At 37.5% G+C, this 20,224-nt stretch carries 16 protein-coding genes; 3 read left to right on the top strand and 13 right to left on the bottom strand.

From position 1 onward, the window contains the following. Positions 1 to 6 precede the first annotated feature (6 nt). Positions 7 to 780 carry a tRNA uridine 5-oxyacetic acid(34) methyltransferase CmoM gene (gene cmoM, locus DK866_RS10175; RefSeq protein WP_109408802.1) on the bottom strand — a complete coding sequence of 258 codons (774 nt, stop codon included), beginning with the start codon at positions 778 to 780 and terminating at the stop codon, positions 7 to 9. A 377-nt stretch (positions 781 to 1,157) separates the two neighbouring features. Between cmoM and elyC the strand changes: the two genes are divergently transcribed. After that, the gene (gene elyC / locus DK866_RS10170; protein WP_109408801.1) at positions 1,158 to 1,988 is read left to right on the top strand and encodes an envelope biogenesis factor ElyC; all 831 of its coding nucleotides are present in this window, start codon (positions 1,158 to 1,160) and stop codon (positions 1,986 to 1,988) included. 82 nt (positions 1,989 to 2,070) lie between these two features. Here elyC and kdsB read toward each other — a convergent pair whose 3' ends face one another. The 11 genes from kdsB to serC all read right to left on the bottom strand — a co-directional run bounded on the left by kdsB (position 2,071) and on the right by serC (position 15,492). Further along, positions 2,071 to 2,832, bottom strand: a complete 762-nt coding sequence (gene kdsB / locus DK866_RS10165) for a 3-deoxy-manno-octulosonate cytidylyltransferase (protein WP_072069670.1) — start codon at positions 2,830 to 2,832, stop codon at positions 2,071 to 2,073. 4 nt (positions 2,833 to 2,836) lie between these two features. Further along, positions 2,837 to 3,016, bottom strand: a complete 180-nt coding sequence (locus tag DK866_RS10160; RefSeq protein ID WP_004244593.1) for a Trm112 family protein — start codon at positions 3,014 to 3,016, stop codon at positions 2,837 to 2,839. Between the two features lie 414 nt (positions 3,017 to 3,430). After that, positions 3,431 to 3,646: a cold-shock protein gene (locus DK866_RS10155; protein ID WP_023581324.1), complete on the bottom strand. Its 216-nt coding sequence runs from the start codon at positions 3,644 to 3,646 to the stop codon at positions 3,431 to 3,433. A gap of 522 nt (positions 3,647 to 4,168) precedes the next feature. Continuing rightward, positions 4,169 to 5,158, bottom strand: a complete 990-nt coding sequence (gene lpxK / locus DK866_RS10150) for a tetraacyldisaccharide 4'-kinase (RefSeq protein ID WP_109408800.1) — start codon at positions 5,156 to 5,158, stop codon at positions 4,169 to 4,171. Next, the gene (gene msbA, locus DK866_RS10145) at positions 5,155 to 6,900 is read right to left on the bottom strand and encodes a lipid A ABC transporter ATP-binding protein/permease MsbA (protein ID WP_109408799.1); all 1,746 of its coding nucleotides are present in this window, start codon (positions 6,898 to 6,900) and stop codon (positions 5,155 to 5,157) included. The genes lpxK and msbA overlap by 4 nt, the downstream gene beginning before the upstream one ends. Positions 6,901 to 6,936: 36 nt before the next feature. Further along, positions 6,937 to 9,306, bottom strand: a complete 2,370-nt coding sequence (locus DK866_RS10140) for a DNA internalization-related competence protein ComEC/Rec2 (RefSeq protein ID WP_109408798.1) — start codon at positions 9,304 to 9,306, stop codon at positions 6,937 to 6,939. Positions 9,307 to 9,725: 419 nt separating this feature from the next. Next, a complete protein-coding gene (gene ihfB / locus DK866_RS10135) occupies positions 9,726 to 10,013 on the bottom strand; it encodes an integration host factor subunit beta (RefSeq protein ID WP_006537420.1) in 288 nt (95 codons plus the stop codon). Positions 10,014 to 10,076: 63 nt separating this feature from the next. Continuing rightward, entirely contained in the window at positions 10,077 to 11,750 is a 1,674-nt protein-coding gene (rpsA, locus tag DK866_RS10130) for a 30S ribosomal protein S1 (RefSeq protein ID WP_036938108.1), read from the bottom strand. A gap of 173 nt (positions 11,751 to 11,923) precedes the next feature. Beyond that, positions 11,924 to 12,610 (bottom strand): (d)CMP kinase, encoded by a 687-nt coding sequence (cmk, locus tag DK866_RS10125; RefSeq protein ID WP_109408797.1) that lies wholly within the window; start codon positions 12,608 to 12,610, stop codon positions 11,924 to 11,926. Between the two features lie 313 nt (positions 12,611 to 12,923). Further along, positions 12,924 to 14,210 carry a 3-phosphoshikimate 1-carboxyvinyltransferase gene (aroA, locus tag DK866_RS10120; RefSeq protein ID WP_109408796.1) on the bottom strand — a complete coding sequence of 429 codons (1,287 nt, stop codon included), beginning with the start codon at positions 14,208 to 14,210 and terminating at the stop codon, positions 12,924 to 12,926. 193 nt (positions 14,211 to 14,403) lie between these two features. Next, on the bottom strand, positions 14,404 to 15,492 hold the full coding sequence (gene serC / locus DK866_RS10115) for a 3-phosphoserine/phosphohydroxythreonine transaminase (RefSeq protein ID WP_109408795.1): 1,089 nt from the start codon (positions 15,490 to 15,492) through the stop codon (positions 14,404 to 14,406). Between the two features lie 136 nt (positions 15,493 to 15,628). Here serC and DK866_RS10110 point away from each other — a divergent pair, with 136 nt between their 5' ends. Next, complete coding sequence (locus tag DK866_RS10110) at positions 15,629 to 17,059, top strand: MFS transporter (RefSeq protein WP_109408794.1); 1,431 nt, start codon at positions 15,629 to 15,631, stop codon at positions 17,057 to 17,059. Positions 17,060 to 17,127: 68 nt separating this feature from the next. Here the strand turns inward: DK866_RS10110 and ansB are convergent, their stop codons facing one another. Further along, the gene (gene ansB, locus DK866_RS10105; RefSeq protein WP_109408793.1) at positions 17,128 to 18,165 is read right to left on the bottom strand and encodes an L-asparaginase 2; all 1,038 of its coding nucleotides are present in this window, start codon (positions 18,163 to 18,165) and stop codon (positions 17,128 to 17,130) included. Positions 18,166 to 18,394: 229 nt separating this feature from the next. Here ansB and ycaO point away from each other — a divergent pair, with 229 nt between their 5' ends. Continuing rightward, complete coding sequence (gene ycaO / locus DK866_RS10100; protein ID WP_109408792.1) at positions 18,395 to 20,152, top strand: 30S ribosomal protein S12 methylthiotransferase accessory factor YcaO; 1,758 nt, start codon at positions 18,395 to 18,397, stop codon at positions 20,150 to 20,152. Positions 20,153 to 20,224 lie beyond the last annotated feature (72 nt).

Here is a 20,224-nt window from a genome sequence, read left to right as displayed (position 1 = left end):
ACATCCTTAATTTACACGCTTTTGTGCCATGACATGAATGTAACGCCCCAGACTGATATAGGGCTCTTGCCGACAATAACGTTGCTCTAATGCAAGCAACGATGGAAAATCTTTATTTTGCAACTGGCGACTTTGTAAATAATCATGAAAAACACGAACTCCCGTTTTTCCTAATATTGTCATTGAAAATTCTGTCAGCCATTGATAAACATCTTCAGGTTGCAATGGATTTTGAGGCGATAATGATTTTTTTCTTCTTCGAGGAATTTCAGGATTTGCCAGATGAAAATTCCCCAATATCGCATTTCTCATAACAATACCATTCGCATTGTAAAACATCAGCGATAAGATACCATTAGGTAGTAGCATATCGGTAAGAACATTTACGGCGTCTTTCTGATCCGTGATCCACTCCAATACGGCATGAAACAGAATTAAGTCAACCCTTTCATCTATATGCTCTTTAATCTCTTGAGCAGCACAACAAATAAACGTCATGTTCTCAGCAACACCTTCATCAATCGCGGCTTCTTGTGCGCGATTAAGCATCTCTTGTGATAAATCACATAAGATAATTTGATGTCCTAATTTAGCCAATTGGCGAGAAAAATACCCTTCGCCACCTCCAGCATCTAAAATACGCAAAGTGCGATTAGGCAGAAGGGTTAATAATTGTTGTAAATCTTCCCAAATCACTGCTTGGCGAATTTTACCCTTTGTTGTGCCATAGATATTGCGGGAGAATTTATCTGCAATATCGTCAAAATTACGATCTGACATTAAAACGCCTCATGATAACAACTTGCTACTTGCGCTCTTTGCATTCTGATAAATTCAAAAAATATGAGACACTGTACATAAAATTAAGACGGCAATTTTACCAGTGTTCTATGATACTGACTGTTTTCTCTAAAGAAATAAGCCATGAATCAGATTATTCGCAAAGCGCAGTATAAATATAACGCTTATTAATGAAAAAATTAATGTTCGAACGTTTATCGTTTTATAAATAATTTAACGGTTCTTTATTTCTATTGATTAAAACTTAGTGAAACGTTGTTGTACCGACTATTTTGACACAATGCCTCTGTGATCCCCTAGTTTTCGCTAAGCTTTCTCTATCAATCGCATGTATTTCACTCAATTTAGGATAATTTATGCTGTTTTTGCTCAAAAAGTATGTTGCAGGTTTTCTAATGCCCTTGCCTTTACTCTTATTAATCGCCTTTTTTGCCTTAGCTCTGCTTTGGTTTACTCGTTGGCAAAAAACAGGAAAAAGCCTACTTACTGTTGCTCTTATTTTATTGACGATTTTAGGCATACAGCCTGTTGCTGATACACTATTAATGCCAAGTGAAAAAGAGTATCAAGCTCGTTATGAATTACGAGAAAATTCACAACAAGATGTGAACTATATTGTTGTTTTGGGTGGTGGATTTACTTATAACCCCGATTGGGCACCCAGTTCTAATCTTCTTAACAATAGTCTATTTCGTGTTGCTGAAGGTGTAAGACTCTATTATCGCAATCCTAATGCGATGCTAATTTTTACAGGTGGTGCAGGTGTTAATCAGATAAGTAGTGCTGAGGTAGCGGCTCAGGTAGCACAATCTTTGGGTGTACCTCCTGAAAGAACTATCGCATTATCAACACCGAAAGATACTGAAGAAGAAGCCTATGAAGTTGATAAATTAATTGGTAAGAAACCCTTTTTACTTGTGACGTCCGCTAACCATTTAGCACGCGCTGAACGTTTCTTTTTAGCCAGAGGCATGAAACCTATCGTTGCACCAGCTAATCAATTGGCTATCACTTCACCATTACATCCTTGGGAGAAGTATTTCCCTTCAGCGACATATTTTCAGCATAGTGAACGTGCATGGTATGAGTTTTTAGGCTCAATGTGGCAATCTGTCAAACCTGCTGGACAACCCGCTACTATTCCTGAAAATGAAAGTCATCAATCAGATAAAGAAGAGAACCAGTAATTAGAAATATTTTTGCTTACTGATACAAAAACGGCACTTAATTTTTAAGTGCCGTTGAAATTGATTTGTGTCCGTTAAAAGATCAGAACTCTTGGTTAAGTGCTCGATATGCAGCTCTGGCTGCAACAAGATCATCTTGAGTGTCAACACCCACGCCAGGAACTTCTAATGCTTTGGCAACATGGATTTTTTCGCCATACCACAACACTCGCAGTTGCTCTAACATTTCAATAGATTCTAATGGGCTTGGCTCCCAAGTAATATATCGACGTATAAAGCCAGCGCGATAAGCATAAATCCCAATATGGCGGAGATAATGCTCACCAATTTCATCGTGTGATAAGTTAAAACGGTCTCTTTCCCAAGGAATGGTTGCACGAGAAAAATAAAGTGCGAAACCTTTTGCATCCATAACCACTTTCACAGCATTAGGATTAAACGCTTCTTTCGAATCAACAATAGGCACTGCCAATGTTGCCATTCCTGCACCACAATTTGCTAAATTTTCAGCAACTTGAGTAATAATTGCGGGAGGAATAAGAGGTTCATCACCTTGTACGTTAACAATTATCTCATCATCTGCAAATTGGTATTTTTCAATGACTTCAGCTAAACGTTCTGTACCCGAATGGTGATCTTCTCGGGTCATACAGGCTTCCCCACCCGCTTTTTCCACAGCGGCAACAACATCTAAGTTATCGGTTGCGACAATGACACGGTTTGCACCAGAACGCATAGCCTGTTCCATAACACGAACAATCATAGGTTTACCGTGAATATCCGCGAGGGGTTTACCCGGTAAGCGGGTCGATGCATATCGACCAGGGATTATGACCGTGAACATGAAGTTACTTTTCCTCTTCTAGTGATAATTCTCTTGCTTCATTCTCCAGAAGAACGGGGATATTGTCACGAACAGGATAAGCTAAATGATCAATTTTGCAGATAAGCTCTGAATTTTCTTTATCAAAGATAAGTTTGCCGTGGCAAACTGGACAAGCAATAATTTCAAGTAAGCGGTGATCCATTTTTTCCCTCTCAAGGGTTAATCATTTTATATAGCAAAAGGATATCATAAGGAAGGATCAGCGTTAATACTCAAAGCCTCTCGTTTAGTGATAATTCGAAAATTATTTTGGTTATTAATAAATTTATTATTTTCTTTTTTACTATAAGCAACAAAAAAGCCACATTAATGTGGCTTTTTATCGTTGAGTCTGCAACATCATTAATAAAGAATTACATTCCACTTTTATTGATAATAATTTAACCTTTTTATTATCTTTATTGCATTCTAATTAACGTTATAACTCTTTTATATTACTTATTCGGTTTGGTAGTAAGCTATTTGACCTTACCTGCCCCAAAATAGGTATAAACGATAATTTAATCTTAGTGTTAAACTATCGTTCTACTACATCATCAACAAGGTAAAACCTTATTTAAAATCCGATAACATCAGCAGCTTCTAGGCCGGCGGCTGTTCTGATAACAGAAAATTCAACGTCTTGACCTTCTGTTAATGCTTTGTTTTTTGTATTGGCAATCGCTTTTTTATTGACATAAACTTCTTGTTCAATATCTCTTGCAACAATAAGACCATAACCTTTGTTATTGTCGAACCATTTTACGCGACCCATTCTTAATTGTAATGTCATGATAGATAAACTCCTTTTGTTCTTCGTATAGTTTTTATTTTTCTATACTAATGCATCCTACTTTTTATTATGTCTTCTTATATAAAACCCCAATTAAATTCTGAACACATTAATTTAAGTAGTGCATTTTATTATTTAATATAAATGTTCAAAACCGTGATAGCTAAACTTGATGAATATTCTAAGGCTCAATCAATATTTACAGTATCAACATGACAAAAAGATGACATGAGGAAGATATTTTATTGCGCACCTATAAATAAAATAACCATATATAAGGAGGATTAATAATCACCATTCAAAATAGTTTCTACAATCCATTAGGTGCAAAGCCTATTGCATTCACAGCATAAAAAAATTACGTCTACATTAAAGATCCACAAAATCTCCACACAAGGCTTTTGAGTAGATAGGGTATTGGCGAGTTAAATTGAACTACGACAAAAGCGATATGCGACTGTGGGTAGGTAATCTTTTATGTAACGCTATCCTGATTTCCACTATAAATATCATTGTTTCAGATCAGATACAAGTTTTTTTCGAGCCGTAAATTAAATTGCTGACTTGTTTTAGCACAGATTGGCTATTTAACTCAGCGCTGACTGGCAAATACCACCAATTTTCTTGAGCAAAATGCTGACATTTAACAGCATCTTTTTCTGTCATAATAAGAGTTTCATTGAACGGTGTTAAATCTTGTAATTCTTTGGCACTGTAATCACTGTGATCACTAAATGCTTGAGTTGAAATTAATTCAATTCCTTTTTCGCGCAAAGAATTAAAAAAACGAGGAGGATGACCAATGCCAGCTATTGCTACCGCTTTAGCTATCTGTTGAACTGGCTTTTTCTCACCTGTTTTAAGGTTCACCGCGATATCACCCGCTAAAACCATTGCTATCTCATTATCTTGGCTTAAACCACCATTAACAATAATTGCATCGACTGAATGTAAGCGACTCGCACGTTCCCGCATAGGGCCAGCAGGAAGCCACCAGCCATTGCCAAATCGACGCTGCCCATCGATAACAACAATTTCATAATCACGCTGTAGTGCATAATGCTGTAAGCCATCATCAGTGATAATCACATCAAGTTCATGTTGTGCTAATAAGGCTTTTACTGCATCTCGTCGATTAGGTGCAACCGCAACAGGTGCACCTGTTCGATGATAAATTAACACAGGTTCATCACCTGCTATTGCAGGTGTGGTCTCTGATGTTAGTAGTAATGGATAATGATCTGATTTCCCGCCATAACCACGGGAAACAATACCTGGTTTAAATCCTTGCAGTATTAATTGCTCAACAAGCCAGATAACAACGGGAGTTTTACCATTGCCACCTGCCGTTAAGTTACCAACAACCACAACAGGAACCGAGGCTTTCCATGATGACAACCATCCTTTTTGATATGCAAAGCGCCTTAATAGAGTAATCGCGCCGTACAACCATGAAAATGGAAGTAAGAGGAGATAAAACCAAGATTTACCAGACCAAATCCGTTCAATCATTTACCAAATTGCATCCTGTGAAGTTGAGCATAAACACCTTTTTGATCGATTAAATCAATGTGTGAGCCACGTTCAACAATTTCACCATCTTCAATAACTAAAATTTCATCCGCTTTTTCAATGGTTGATAACCGATGAGCAATCACTAAAGAGGTTCTATTTTTTTGCAGTTCATCAAGAGCTGATTGAATAGCACGTTCAGATTCTGTATCAAGTGCCGATGTAGCTTCATCAAGGATAAGAATTGGTGAATCACGTAGTAAAGCCCTCGCTATCGCGATACGTTGACGTTGTCCACCTGAAAGCAGAACACCATTTTCGCCAATTTCGGTATCTAGGCCTTTATCCATTTTATTAATAAAGTCCATTGCATGCGCCATTTTGGCTGCTTTTTCGATATCTTCACGACTGTATTGGTCTTCACAAGCATAAACAATATTGTTTGCTACTGTTTCATTAAATAAGTGAACATTTTGAGAAACAAGAGCAACTTGATTACGTAAAGATTTCAACGTGTATTCACGAATATCATGACCATTAATCAATATTTGCCCTTCATTGATGTCATAGAAACGCGTGATCAGATTCGCTATTGTTGACTTACCTGAACCAGAACGTCCCACTAATGCAACAGTTTTTCCTGCTGGAATAGTAAATGACATATTTTTCAAGGCAGGAGTATCTTTTGTCACATACTGGAAAGTCACATTACGGAATTCAATATCACCCGTTGGTTTTTTCAGTTCTAGTTTACCTGTGTCTTTCTCTTGTTCCATATCGAGAATAGCAAATAATGTCTGGCAAGCTGCCATACCTCTTTGGAACTGAGCATTCACATTCGTCAATGATTTCAATGGGCGCATTAATGCAACCATTGATGAGAAAACAACGGTGATTGTACCTGCAGTTAATGTATCCATAATGTCAGGGAAACTAGCCGCGTACAGAACAAATGCTAACGCAAAGGAAGCAATTAATTGAATAATAGGATCTGAAATTGACGATGCAACAACCATACGCATGCCTTGGCGACGAATATGGTTACTCACATGATTAAAGCGCTTATTCTCTACTTCTTGACCATTAAAAATAAGTACTTCTTTATGTCCTTTCAGCATCTGTTCAGCGCTAGTTGTTACTTGTCCCATGCTATTTTGAATACGTTTACTAATCGTTCTAAAACGTGTTGATACCAAACGAATAACAATGGCAACAATAGGGGCAATAACAATGAGGATCATGGATAATTGCCAACTATAGTAAAACATCAAGCCAAAGAGCCCGATAATGTAGGCACCTTCACGAACAACTGTAATTAATGCACCTGATGATGAAGAAGCAACTTGCTCTGAATCATATGTAATACGAGAAAGCAAAGTTCCTGTTGATTGCTGGTCAAAAAAGCTCACCGGCATTCCCATAATGTGGGAAAACAGTCGGCGACGCATATTCATTACAACTTTCCCTGATACCCAAGAAAGACAGTAACTTGAAATAAAGTTAGATATACCACGCAGAACTATCAGTCCAATAACAGCAATCGGCATCCATTTTAATACGTCATTACTTGCTTTACCAAAACCTTCATCAAGCAGTGGTTTTAATAAAGAAATCATAAATGCATCCACACCCGCATTGATGATTAATGCAATTGCTGCAGCGATCAAACCCGCTTTGAAAATCCGAATCATCGGCCATAAGCGTCGGAATGTTTGCCACGTTGATAGGTCTATATCATTCATATATATTACCAAACTTTTAATAATTAGCCGGTCATTCTACTCGGGAAACGTCAAAACACCAAACCACTGATGATACCAGCGAGGTAAAATATCTCGTCTATAGGTAAATACATCAATATTATCTTGATTAAACTCGATCGAAATCTGCCCACTAATAGCGGTTGTTAGCCAATTAATAGCTTCTTTTTTATAACGAAGATGTACTTTATCAGAAGGTAAACGCCAAAGGCTATAACGAGCAGCAGAAACGAGTGCAAATTTAGGCGACACTGTTTGAATAAACGCCAATGTGGACGATGTTTGGCTACCATGATGAGGAACCTGTAAAATATCAGCGCTTAATTGGCGATTTTTCGACCTTATTAATTGTATTTCCGCCTCTTTTTCAATGTCACCTGTCAACAGTATATTATGTTTACCATCACTTACATTGATCACGCATGATTGATTATTTTTAGGTGAGAGAACTTTATTTGGTGGCCATAATGCATCAAACTTAACCCCTTTCCATTGCCATGATTCCCCCTGTAAGCAGGGTAAATGTGAAGAATTATCAAAGCTACTACGAAGTGTTAAATTGGGATAAGCCATCATTAAATCATCAATACCTCCCGTATGATCTAAATGATCATGGCTGATGATTAATGCCACAGGATTAAGCCGATGATATTTTAAATAAGGAATAATGACACTTTTTGCAATTGAACCACCACTTTTCCAGCGTATTCCTGTGTCATAAATAATCGCTTCTCTATCTTTTTCAAGAATAATAGCTAAGCCATGGCCAACATCTAACATAGACATACGCCATTGATAACGTGAGAAAGTTGTGAATTCACAATATAAAAGAATACCAATAGCAATAAGCAAAATAAAATGATGACGCCACCATGACATTTTTATAATTACAATAATACCAACACCTAAAAACCCCAATAAAAAAGGAATAGCACCACTATATTGCCAATAAGGTAAAAATAAAGGAGCACACCAAAAAGCAAGATTAATAGAGAGATCAACCCAATGCCAAATTATTGGTTGTAAAAATGAAAGAAAGGATGTCAATAATCCAAACATTATTAACGGTACAGTAATAAATGAAACAATAGGAACTGCCCATAAATTAACAATAAAACTAAAAAAATTAGCACCACCAAATAAATAGAATTGAAACGGTAATAAAATAATTAGCAATCCAAATTGTAAGTGAATTAGCCTTAAAATAAACCATCGTTTTTGATGATTATATTTAGCTTTTAATGGATACATCCAATACCAAAAAATAATGGCAAATACAGCAGAAAACGAAAGCCAAAAACTGGCTGAAAGTATCGATAGTGGTTCAACAATCAATATGAGGGCAGCGCTCCAAAGAGCCCATTGCCAAGGCAGAAATAATCGGCTTTGCCAATGTAAGATCACCCAAACACTTAATCCGATAACAGCTCTTGTTGCAGGTATTCCCCAGCCCGATAAAGTTGCATAGAATACACCACATCCCCAAGCTATCAACAATGGAAATTGTGTGTTTATCCATTTAATGGGAAATAAAAACTGAAGCCCCCTTGCTATAACCCACCCTACTAATGCAGCTAAACCGATATGCAATCCCGATATAACAATAAGATGTGCAACTCCCGTTTTCATATAAAGATCTTTTCTTTCATGCTCTATATCACGTTTATCACCTAGAACTAACGCAATAATCTCACCTTTATTTTTTGCTGTTTGCCAATAGGTTAAAAGAGAATGAATAAATTGAGTACGTAGCGAAATATCAGCATGAACGAATGTAGCTAACATCACTTTTCCTGTTAAGGTTTCTTTTTTAGAGACTGCATATTTTTGGCTATCAAATCCACCTTCATTTAAATAGCTGTGTACAGCTTTAAATTGAATTTTAAATTTCCAAAATTGCCCTATTTCGATATTTTTAGGTGGATTTCTCCAATATACGTTGGCGTAAATAGAAGATGAAAAAAATGTCTCTTTTGGAATGGGTATTTTGATAATAATATTACCATCTGATAATTGACGATATTCAACAATATTTGTTTCAAATGACACAATATTATCAACAAGCTGAGTTGTTTTTACCATCAATGAGTATGCGATAAGATTAGAATAAACCCAGAAGAATAAAAACAATGCTAAGAAACGAATTAATGAAAAAGGAATAAGTAATAAAGATATTGCAATAATAATTACAATATAATAAGTCGTTAAACTAAAAAGTGTATGTTGAAATAATAGAGGTAGACAACCTAATAATATTGCTAGAGCGATACTATCCAAACTCAGTGTTGTAAAATAAAATCGTTGATAATATTTTGAATAAAAAAAGTGTTGTTTTATTGATAATATTTTTAACCTCAAAATACTTATTATTCCTCTCAATAAAATCATTTTTGCATCCCTTCATAAGTATCTTTAAATATCATGAAGTTATATTTTTATTAAAGGTAGCTCTTTAAAACGTTTTTTCGCGCTTCTTTATAAAAAGAAATTTTTTTATTGTCGTATACATTATATTTTGAGAAGAAACTCGAAAAAAACAAAACAAATCAACAATTATGATAATTAAATCAAGAAATAACGTTCAAAGTACAATAAAGTAATACAAAGAAAAGTAAGAAAGAAAATAAAAAAGGACAATAAAAAGGAAAATAAATAGATATGGTAAATGAAGTAAAGGACTAACAATCAAAAACTAACCAATGGAAGCAATCAAAAATAATCAACACAAATAAAAGATAATAAAAAACGGCACCGAAGTACCGTTTTTGAGAAAGTTAACTAACATCGTGCCATTTCGACAGGAGTTATTATTCCGTATAAATATTTACACGGTCACGTAACTCTTTACCTGGCTTAAAGTGTGGAACGTATTTACCTTCCAGATCTACTTTATCACCAGTTTTCGGGTTACGACCCGTACGCGGCGCACGGTAGTGTAGAGAAAAACTGCCGAATCCGCGGACTTCGATACGCTCACCATCAGCTAAAGTATCAGCCATATGATCAAGCATTTCTTTTACAGCTTCTTCAACCGTCTTAGCCGAAAGATGAGATTGTAGGCCTGCAAGTCTCTCGATTAACTCAGACTTGGTCATATTACCTCCCTAAACTACCGATAAATAGGCAACGATTAACGTTGCCTCCGTTAATAACTTAAATTATTCGCCTTTAGCTGCTTTGAAAGCTTCAGCCATAGCGTTGTTTGAAAAACCAACTTCTTCTTTATTGTTTACAGAAGCGATAGCGTCTTTCTCGTCTGCTTCGTCTTTAGCACGAACAGATAAGTTGATAACGCGGTTTTTACGGTCAACACCAGTGTATTTAGCTTCAACAGCTTCGCCAACATTCAGAACCAGAGTTGCATCTTCAACGCGGTCACGTGAAGCTTCAGAAGCACGCAGGTAACCTTCAACACCGTCAGCTAATTCTACAGTTGCGCCTTTAGCGTCAACAGCAGTTACTTTACCAGAAACAATAGCACCTTTTTTGTGAGCAGACAGGTAATTATTGAATGGATCTTCTGATAATTGTTTAACGCCCAGTGAGATACGTTCACGTTCAGCATCAACTTGCAGAACTACAGCAGCGATTTCGTCGCCTTTTTTGTATTCACGAACTGCTTCTTCACCTGCAACATTCCAAGAAATGTCAGATAAGTGAACCAGACCGTCGATACCGCCGTCTAAACCGATGAAGATACCGAAGTCAGTGATAGACTTGATTTTACCTTCAACACGGTCGTTCTTGTTGTGAGTTTCTGCGAACTGCTGCCATGGGTTAGATTTGCACTGTTTCAGACCCAGTGAAATACGGCGACGTTCTTCATCGATGTCAAGAACCATAACTTCAACAACATCACCAACGTTAACAACTTTAGATGGGTGAATGTTTTTGTTAGTCCAATCCATTTCAGAAACGTGTACCAGACCTTCAACGCCTTCTTCGATTTCTACGAAGCAACCGTAATCAGTCAGATTAGTTACACGACCAGTCAGTCTAGTACCTTCTGGATAACGTTTAGCGATAGCTACCCATGGATCTTCGCCCAGTTGTTTCAGACCTAATGATACGCGAGTACGTTCACGGTCGAATTTCAGGACTTTAACAGTGATTTCGTCGCCAACATTGACAATTTCGCTTGGGTGTTTAACACGTTTCCAAGCCATGTCAGTGATGTGCAGTAAGCCGTCAACACCGCCCAGATCAACGAATGCACCGTAGTCAGTAAGGTTCTTAACGATACCTTTAACTTCCATGCCTTCTTGCAGGTTTTCTAATAACTGATCGCGTTCTGCGCTGTTTTCAGATTCGATAACCGCACGACGAGACACAACAACGTTGTTACGTTTTTGGTCTAATTTGATGACTTTGAACTCAAGCTCTTTGTTTTCCAGATGAGTTGTATCGCGAACTGGGCGAACGTCTACCAGTGAACCTGGTAAGAACGCACGAATGCCGTTCAGTTCAACAGTGAAACCACCTTTAACTTTACCGTTGATGATACCAACAACAGTTTCGTTTTCTTCGTAAGCTTTTTCCAGCATCAGCCACGCTTCGTGACGTTTAGCTTTCTCACGAGACAGAACGGTTTCACCGAAGCCATCTTCAACCGCGTCCAGAGCAACATCAATTTCGTCGCCCACTTGGATTTCTAATTCGCCTTGAGCGTTTTTAAATTGTTCTACAGGGATAGCAGATTCTGATTTCAGACCTGCATCAACCAGAACAACGTCTTTATCGATAGCAACTACAACACCGCGAACGATAGCGCCAGGACGAGTTTCGATTGTTTTTAGGGATTCTTCAAAGAGTTGAGCAAAAGATTCTGTCATGTTAATGATCTTCAAGTAAATTTAATTAACGTCCATTTAGCATCCGGCCGAATGGGGTTGTTTCACATACCTCGTTACATCCTTTGTGACAAGGTCATCGGGCATTGTTGTGTTTTCATTAACACGTCAACCCGATTTTGATAATTACCTAGTATAAACGAAATAAAAATTAATTACGCTGATAATTGCAGATTTTTTTTAGCATAAGTTAACGATTTTTCAATAACTTCGTCGATAGACAAACTTGTAGAATCGAGAATTAATGCATCTTTCGCTGCAACAAGTGGCGCAACAGCGCGATTCCGGTCACGGTGATCGCGTTCTTTTATCTCGGATAAAAGGCGCTCAAAGTTAACATTAAAGCCCTTTTCCTGCAACTGTAACATGCGACGACGTGCTCGTTCCTCTGCGCTGGCTTCAAGAAAAATTTTCACTTGAGCATCAGGGAAAACTATCGTTCCCATATCTCGCCCATCGGCAATAAGACCAGGTTCAGTACGAAATGCTCGCTGGCGACGCAATAATGCTTCTCTTACACGGGGAAAAGTTGCTGCTTGTGAGGCCGTGTTCCCAACTGTTTCAGTACGAATTTCATTCGATACATCTTCACCTTCGAGAATAACACTTAAACCATTCTCATTAGGAACAAAACGTACATCTAAATTTGCCGCTAAAGGTACTAATGCATCTTCAGAAGTAATATCAACATGGTGGTGTAAAGCAGCTAATGCCAACACACGATAAATAGCACCAGAGTCAAGTAAGTGCCAGCCAAACGCTTTCGCTAATGCTTGGCATAATGTTCCTTTACCTGCTCCGCTAGGCCCATCAACAGTTATAACAGGGACGATAACCGCCATGAGTTTCTCCTTTTCATGGGCACTGTGTTTCTGTGTTTGATGCTTTTATTACATTGATATAATAGACATTGAATTCAAACAGAGAAAAACAGTATTAATGTATGCGCGTCATTATACGCATACAATGTATAGGAAGAAACAAGCAGATAAAGGCCAAAGAGATTTATTCAATATTATTTTTTATAGATAGGTTATTTTTTAGAAAACTTTGTCTGAACATAATAAAAAATCGGCAATATTGTGCTGTTAAAAGTCCAACACTGCCGATTTAACTGATTTAAATTTGACTTGTTTTTATTAAATACAATGGGTATTAACCATGACGCTGAGAAAGCGTTTCTAACTTATCAAAATAATCTGGGAATGTTTTGGCTGTACAACCTGGATCAAGAATAGTAATAGGTGTATCAGACAATGCCACCAGCGAAAAACACATAGCAATACGATGATCGTTATAAGTTTTGATATTTGCAGTTGTTAACTGCTGTGGTGGAGTGACTTTTAAGTAATCATGCCCTTCTTCTACAATCGCACCTACTTTTTGCAATTCTGCAGCCATTGCTGCCAATCGGTCAGTTTCTTTTACGCGCCAGTTATAGATATTACGAATAACAGTATCACCTTTTGCAAACAGGGCTGTAGTAGCAATGGTCATTGCTGCATCAGGAATAGTATTCATATCCATATCGATGCCCTTTAACGAGCCACGTTCACATTCAATATAATCATCACCCCAACGTATTTTTGCTCCCATTTTTTCAAGTACAGAAGCAAAATGAATATCGCCTTGCAAACTATTTTTGCCAATACCTGTCACTCGGACTGTTCCACCTTTAATTGCAGCAGCCGCTAAGAAATAAGATGCTGATGACGCATCTCCTTCTACAAGGTATTTTTCAGGTGATTGATATTGTTGGCCACCTTTCACAACAAATTGTTGATAATTTTGATTTTCAATCTTGCCACCAAAGGTATTAATCAACGCTAAGGTAATATCGATATACGGTTTTGATACTAACTCACCCTTGATTGTTATAGTTGTATCTTGTTCAGCTAATGGCGCTGTCATTAATAAGGCGGTCAAAAATTGGCTTGAAACACTACCATCTACTGCTACATTTCCCCCCTTAAAACCGCCACGTAAACGAATAGGTGGATAATCTGTTTGTTCAAGATAATCGATACTCGCACCACCTTGGCGTAAAGCGTCAACTAAGTGCCCAATTGGGCGCTCTTTCATTCGTGGTTCACCCGTTAATACAATGTCATGCGAACCTAAACTTAATGCAGCTGCCAATGGACGCATTGCTGTACCAGCATTACCTAAGAAAAGTTCTAATGGTGAATTAGTTTTAAATTCACCACCTAACCCCTCTATATCACAGACTGTATTGTTATTTGATAATTGATACTGCACGCCTAATGCTTTTAATGCATTTAGCATATGACGAATATCATCACTATCTAATAGGTTAGTTAAACGTGTTTTACCTTTAGCTAAAGCGGCTAATAATAACGCACGATTAGAGACACTTTTTGAACCTGGTAAATTAATAGTGCCTTCAATATGAGCAATAGGCTGTAATGTCAACGATTCCATAAACAGGTAAGAACTCCGATAAACAAATAAAATAAGATGGGATGCTGTTTAATCAAAAAATAATAAAACGATTTAGGTACTTATTGTTTTTATTTATTTTTTAGTACTGGGATAATTTGATTGTCATTATCAACATCTTAGGATAAAAGGAAACCCACTTTCACATAGGCTTCCTAGACATATAATGTATGTATTATGCGTGGCGACGCTCAAAATCAGCCATAAAATCAACTAATGCTTGAACACCAGCTAATGGCATTGCGTTATAAATTGATGCGCGCATACCACCAGATACACGGTGGCCTTTTAATGCGACTAACCCTTGAGCTTCGGCCTCTTTTAAGAAGACTGAATCTAATTCAGGGGAAGACATTTGGAAAGGTACATTCATTAGTGAGCGATTTTCTGTAGCAACTCGATTGATATAAAAATCACTATTATCAATTGCACTATAAAGAAGCGCTGCTTTTTCATAGTTACGTTTTGCCATCTCTTGTAAACCACCTTGCTCTTTCAGCCATTTAAAGACCATACCTGATAAATACCAAGCAAAGGTAGGTGGTGTATTAAACATGGAGTCATTTTCAGCAAGCACTGTGTAATCAAACACAGAAGGTGTTTCTTTGTGCGCTTTACCTAATAGATCTTCACGAATAATGACAATAGTTAAACCCGCAGGGCCAATATTCTTTTGTGCACCCGCATAGATAACACCAAAACGACTAACATCTATCGGTTGAGATAAAATAGAAGACGAATAGTCAGCAATAACAATTTTGTTGTCATCAAAATTGGGTTCTTCATGAATGGCAATACCATCAATGGTTTCATTTGGGCAATAATGTACATAAGCGGCATCATTACTTAATTGCCATTCTTTCATTGGCTTAACACCAATTTTGCCATCAACTTCTGTTTTAATTTTAATGATATTTGGCGAACAATATTTTTCAGCTTCTTCGGCTGCACTTTTCGCCCAATAACCACCATCAATATAGTCAGCTGTTGTCTTCTCACCTAACAAGTTGAGAGGTAAAGCCGCAAAGTGACCTCGTGCCCCACCATGGCAAAAAAGAATTTTGTAGTTTTCTGGCACATTGAGAAGATCACGAAGATCTTGCTCTGCCTGATGAGCAACTTCAAGAAACTCTTTACTGCGGTGGCTGATTTCCATGACCGAGCGCCCCAGTTCATGCCAGTTGCATAATTCTAATTCTGCACGACGAAGGACTTCTGCCGGTAACATAGCCGGACCTGCACTAAAGTTATATACCTGACTCATTCAAATTCACCCTATCTGAATATGTTTTTACAAAATGACCTTTATCGGTTGTATCATTCTCATTAAATTGGCGCAATGATTATTGTGAGCTAACGCATAATACGCAGTGCGTAAAAATAACGGTTAGGAGTGTTTTATGTCGGGGAGTGTAAATAAAAAAGAAGAAGCAAGCTGGGGAATGCTTCTTCATGGAAAAAATAGTCTAAAATCGCTCGCTTTAGCAGGAGGCGTTGCATTACATGCAATTAATGTTTATATCACGATAACAACACTGCCTTCTATTGTCCGAGATATAGGTGGGCTCAATTTATATGCATGGAACACCACGGTTTTTATTCTGGCTTCAATTCTTTCTTCTGCATTAACTTCACGATTGCTGAGTGCATTTGCACCTCGCAATAGTTATCTTTTTGCCACCATTTGCTTTTTATCTGGCTCTGTTATTTGTGCAACAGCACCCTCAATGCAGATATTGCTTTTAGGGCGATTTATTCAAGGGGCTGGCGGAGGAATGTTGCTAGCACTTGCTTACTCGTTAGTTCGAGTCATGTTTCCTCAACCACTTTGGTCCAGAGCCATGGCGTTAATGTCTAGTATGTGGGGAATATCGACACTATTAGGTCCCGCACTGGGTGGAATATTTGCTGAATACGATGTTTGGCGTGGCGCATTTTGGTCTATTTTATTTGTAGGTATTCCTTACGCTATTTTATTATTAACTATTCTTCCTACCGAAAATAATGCTGATAATATTGTCGCCAAAGCGCCGTTACCTTTTCAACAGCTTATTTTATTAATGCTCGCTGTATTATCTATTTCTATTGGCAGTCTTTATAACGTTATTTTATATAACACCTTATCCTTTATATTTGCAGTGATCTTTATTTTACTGCTAGTCAATATTGATAAAAGATCAAATGATGGCTTATTTCCTAAAGGAACATTTTCTTTTTCTGCACCATTAGCACCAATATATCTCACCATGGCTTTATTAGGGATCAGTGTGCAAACAGAAGTCTTTGTGCCCTATTTCTTGCAAATTATCCATAATATTACCCCTCTACTTTCGGGTTATTTAGCAGCATTGGTTGGTGCAGGTTGGTCTTTCTCTGCCATTGTGTCTTCATCAAGTAAACAATCTACTGCTCAAAAATTAATGCGTTTTGGTCCAATGATTAACTTTTCAGCCATTGTTATCCTTGGTTTATTTATCTCTAATGTTCTAACCATACCTTATGGGCAAATTATCATTATTTGTATAGCCCTCTTTTTTACAGGTGCTGGAATAGGTATGGCATGGCCCCATTATTTAACTCGTGTATTGCATGTTTCTCAAGGGCAAGAAGCCCAAAAAGCAGCAACTTCTATTACCACTATCCAATTGTTTTCAACGGCTGTTGGTGCCTCTATTTCAGGGACGGTGGTTAATATGGCAGGATTAACAGATCCGGGTGGCATGATAGGCGCTCAAAATGCTGCACATTGGCTCTTTATTGTTTTTGCAATGACGCCATTAATTGCTTTTTTTACAGCAAGAGTTGTTGTCTCTCGAGCTAAAACAAATTAGCCATTTCACTTTTTAAAAATAACAAAGCCTCATTAATGAGGCCTTGTTATTATTCAAACTCTCTTAAATTAATACTTTTCGAAATTTTCTTGGGTCTTCGCAGGATCTTGAGTTTGTGTGAGCGATAATTGTAATAATACTCTCGCTTTTTGTGGGTTCAGGCGTTCTGATGCCACAAAACCGTATTTTGCGTCATCGACTTCGCCATTTTGTGTCGTGAAACCAACTGGTACACGGCTTGCACGCACAACAACCACACCTTTTTTAGCGCCATCAGCTAAGGTATCAAAAATATCAGTATATAAGTTACCGTTACCAACACCCGCGCTGACAATACCTTTATAACCATTATCAATAAAGGCTTTTGCTGGTAAATTAGAGGCATTTGAGTAGTTATAAACAATACCCACTTTTGGTAATTCAGTTAGTTTACTGACATCAAATACGGGTTTATCCGCACGAGGTAATGCAGCAGTGTAATAATGTACCTTGCCGTTATGTACGTAACCTTGAGCACCTGCATTAACTGGCTGGAATGCTTGTACTTCAGTCGTATTCATTTTCACGACATCTTTACCACTGATAACCGCATTGTTCATAGTGACTAACACACCACGATTTTCAGAAGCTTTATCACTGGCAATCACAACTGCGTTAAAAAGATTTAAAGGGCCTTCAGCGCCTAATGCAGTTGCAGGGCGCATTGCACCAACCATAACAACTGGTTTTTTACAGGCTGTTGTTAAATCCAGAAAGTAAGCCGTCTCTTCCATGGTGTCAGTACCATGAGTGATAACAAATCCGTCCGTTTTATCACAATCTGCATTAATTTTATTAGCCAGCTTAAGCCATACTTGGTCATTCATATCTTGAGAACCAATGTTAACGACTTGCTCGCCTTTTAAATTAGCGACTTTTTTAGCCTCAGGTACGGCATTAATTAGCGTATCAATACCTAATTTACCCGCTGTATAGCTTGATGTTGTTGCTGAATCACCACCACCTGCAATGGTACCACCAGTAGCTAAAATGGTGACATTAGGTAAGGCGAAAACAGAACCACTGACTACAGCTAATAGACTGGCAAGCAATGTTTTTTTCATCATCGAACTGATCCCTTATGAGTTTATAAATAAATCCAATTATGATGATTTTAAATTATTAATTCCGTGATAAATCGAACGTATTTATTAAAAAAACTCATATGTTAAATAATTTATTAGTTATGAATATGGTTAGTCAGTTCTAAATGAGAGAAATTATTAGTGATTAACAGGGGATTTCAGTATCATGTGCCCCCTAACTATCATCCGCAAAATATTAATGAAACCTGCCATGTCACAAACATTCATTCCTGGCAAAGATGCCGCACTGGAAGATTCTATCGCTAGCTTTCAGAAAAAATTAACCGACTTAGGCTTTAACATTGAAGAAGCTTCATGGTTAAACCCAGTTCCTAATGTCTGGTCTGTTCATATTCGCGATAAAGATTGCCCTTTATGTTTTACTAACGGTAAAGGTGCCAGCAAAAAAGCAGCATTAGCTTCCGCATTAGGCGAATACTTTGAACGTCTTTCAACTAATTATTTCTTCTCTGATTTCTGGCTAGGTGCTGATATTGCAGAAGGTGAATTTGTTCACTATCCAAGTGAAAAATGGTTCCCTCTCACTGAAGATGATTCTGTTCCTACAGGTTTATTAGATGCGCGTTTACGTGAATTTTATGATCCTGAAGGTGAGTTATGTGGTAGTGAATTAGTTGATTTACAATCAAGTAATCATGATCGTGGAATTTGCGCACTACCATTTATTCGTCAATCAGATGAAAAACCTGTTTATATTCCTGTAAATATTATTGCTAACTTGTATGCCTCTAATGGTATGTCTGCGGGTAATACAAAGAATGAAGCTCGTGTCCAAGGACTTTCAGAAGTTTTTGAACGCTATGTGAAAAACCGCATTATCACCGAAAGAATTAGCTTACCTGAAATTCCTAAAGAGGTTTTAGCTCGCTACCCTGCTGTTATTGAAGCGATTAATACCTTAGAGCAAGAAGGTTTCCCAATCTTTAGCTTTGATGCTTCTTTAGGGGGACAATTCCCTGTTATTTGTGTCGTGTTATTTAACCCACAAAATGGAACTTGTTTCGCTTCTTTTGGAGCTCATCCTGATTTTGGTGTAGCTTTAGAGCGTACCGTCACGGAGTTATTACAAGGCCGTAGTCTTAAAGATCTTGATGTTTTCAACCCACCAAGCTTTGATGATGAAGAAGTGGGTGATCACACCAATCTTGAAACACATTTTATTGATTCAAGTGGTTTAATTAGTTGGGATCTCTTTAAGAAAGATGCCGATTATACTTTTGCTGATTGGAATTTCAGTGGCACCACTGAAGAAGAGTTTCATACCTTAATGGCGCTGTGCCAGCAGTGTGATGCTGAAGTCTATATTATGGATTACTCACACTTAGGTGTTTATGCGTGTCGTATTTTAGTACCTGGTTTATCAGATATTTACCCTGCAGAAGATCTACAGTTAGCCAATAACATTATGGGTGTACATTGGCGTGATACTATTCTTTCGTTACCAACAAGCGAAGGCACAAAAGAAGAATATTTATCACTTATCGGTCAATTTGATGAAGATGGTCTAGACGACTTTACTCGTATCAGAGAAATGATTGGTATTGCACCAGGTAAAGATAATGGCTGGAGCCATTTGCGAGTGGGTGAATTAAAATCCATGCTTGCACTTGCTGGTGGTGATCTTGAGCAAGCGCTTGTCTGGGTTGAATGGACTCAAGATTTCAACGCTTCTTTATTTACGCCAGAACGCCAAAATTATTATCGCTGCTTACACAATCTCTTATTATTACAACAAGAGACTGAACGTGAACCTATGCAATACATGTATGCATTCTCTCGTATGTATGGAGAAGAAACATTACAAGCAGCCTTAAACGCAATACAAGGTAAACAAGCATTTTATGGTTTACAACCTATCGATGCTGACTTAACAAATTTACCTATTCATCAGTCGTTACTTACTGCTTATGAAAAATTGCAAAAAGCAAAACGTCAATCGAACAAATAAGCCTATTTTATTTAGGATGATTTATTAAATAATCACTAAATTTAACTGAATAATAAGCGCATATTTAAATTG

The organism is Proteus genomosp. 4 str. ATCC 51469, assembly GCF_003144375.1.
In the GTDB taxonomy this organism is placed as follows: Bacteria; Pseudomonadota; Gammaproteobacteria; order Enterobacterales; family Enterobacteriaceae; genus Proteus.
Note: the sequence above shows the minus strand (reverse complement) of the source record. Positions and strands in the feature narration are given on the sequence as shown.

Bases quoted from the DNA above. Each gene is read 5' to 3' on its own strand.
- cmoM (WP_109408802.1), bottom strand. From the start codon at position 780: ATGTCAGATCGTAATTTTGACGATATTGCAGATAAATTCTCCCGCAAT.
- elyC (WP_109408801.1), top strand. From the start codon at position 1,158: ATGCTGTTTTTGCTCAAAAAGTATGTTGCAGGTTTTCTAATGCCCTTG.
- kdsB (WP_072069670.1), bottom strand. From the start codon at position 2,832: ATGTTCACGGTCATAATCCCTGGTCGATATGCATCGACCCGCTTACCG.
- DK866_RS10160 (WP_004244593.1), bottom strand. From the start codon at position 3,016: ATGGATCACCGCTTACTTGAAATTATTGCTTGTCCAGTTTGCCACGGC.
- DK866_RS10155 (WP_023581324.1), bottom strand. From the start codon at position 3,646: ATGACATTACAATTAAGAATGGGTCGCGTAAAATGGTTCGACAATAAC.
- lpxK (WP_109408800.1), bottom strand. From the start codon at position 5,158: ATGATTGAACGGATTTGGTCTGGTAAATCTTGGTTTTATCTCCTCTTA.
- msbA (WP_109408799.1), bottom strand. From the start codon at position 6,900: ATGAATGATATAGACCTATCAACGTGGCAAACATTCCGACGCTTATGG.
- DK866_RS10140 (WP_109408798.1), bottom strand. From the start codon at position 9,306: ATGATTTTATTGAGAGGAATAATAAGTATTTTGAGGTTAAAAATATTA.
- ihfB (WP_006537420.1), bottom strand. From the start codon at position 10,013: ATGACCAAGTCTGAGTTAATCGAGAGACTTGCAGGCCTACAATCTCAT.
- rpsA (WP_036938108.1), bottom strand. From the start codon at position 11,750: ATGACAGAATCTTTTGCTCAACTCTTTGAAGAATCCCTAAAAACAATC.
- cmk (WP_109408797.1), bottom strand. From the start codon at position 12,610: ATGGCGGTTATCGTCCCTGTTATAACTGTTGATGGGCCTAGCGGAGCA.
- aroA (WP_109408796.1), bottom strand. From the start codon at position 14,210: ATGGAATCGTTGACATTACAGCCTATTGCTCATATTGAAGGCACTATT.
- serC (WP_109408795.1), bottom strand. From the start codon at position 15,492: ATGAGTCAGGTATATAACTTTAGTGCAGGTCCGGCTATGTTACCGGCA.
- DK866_RS10110 (WP_109408794.1), top strand. From the start codon at position 15,629: ATGTCGGGGAGTGTAAATAAAAAAGAAGAAGCAAGCTGGGGAATGCTT.
- ansB (WP_109408793.1), bottom strand. From the start codon at position 18,165: ATGATGAAAAAAACATTGCTTGCCAGTCTATTAGCTGTAGTCAGTGGT.
- ycaO (WP_109408792.1), top strand. From the start codon at position 18,395: ATGTCACAAACATTCATTCCTGGCAAAGATGCCGCACTGGAAGATTCT.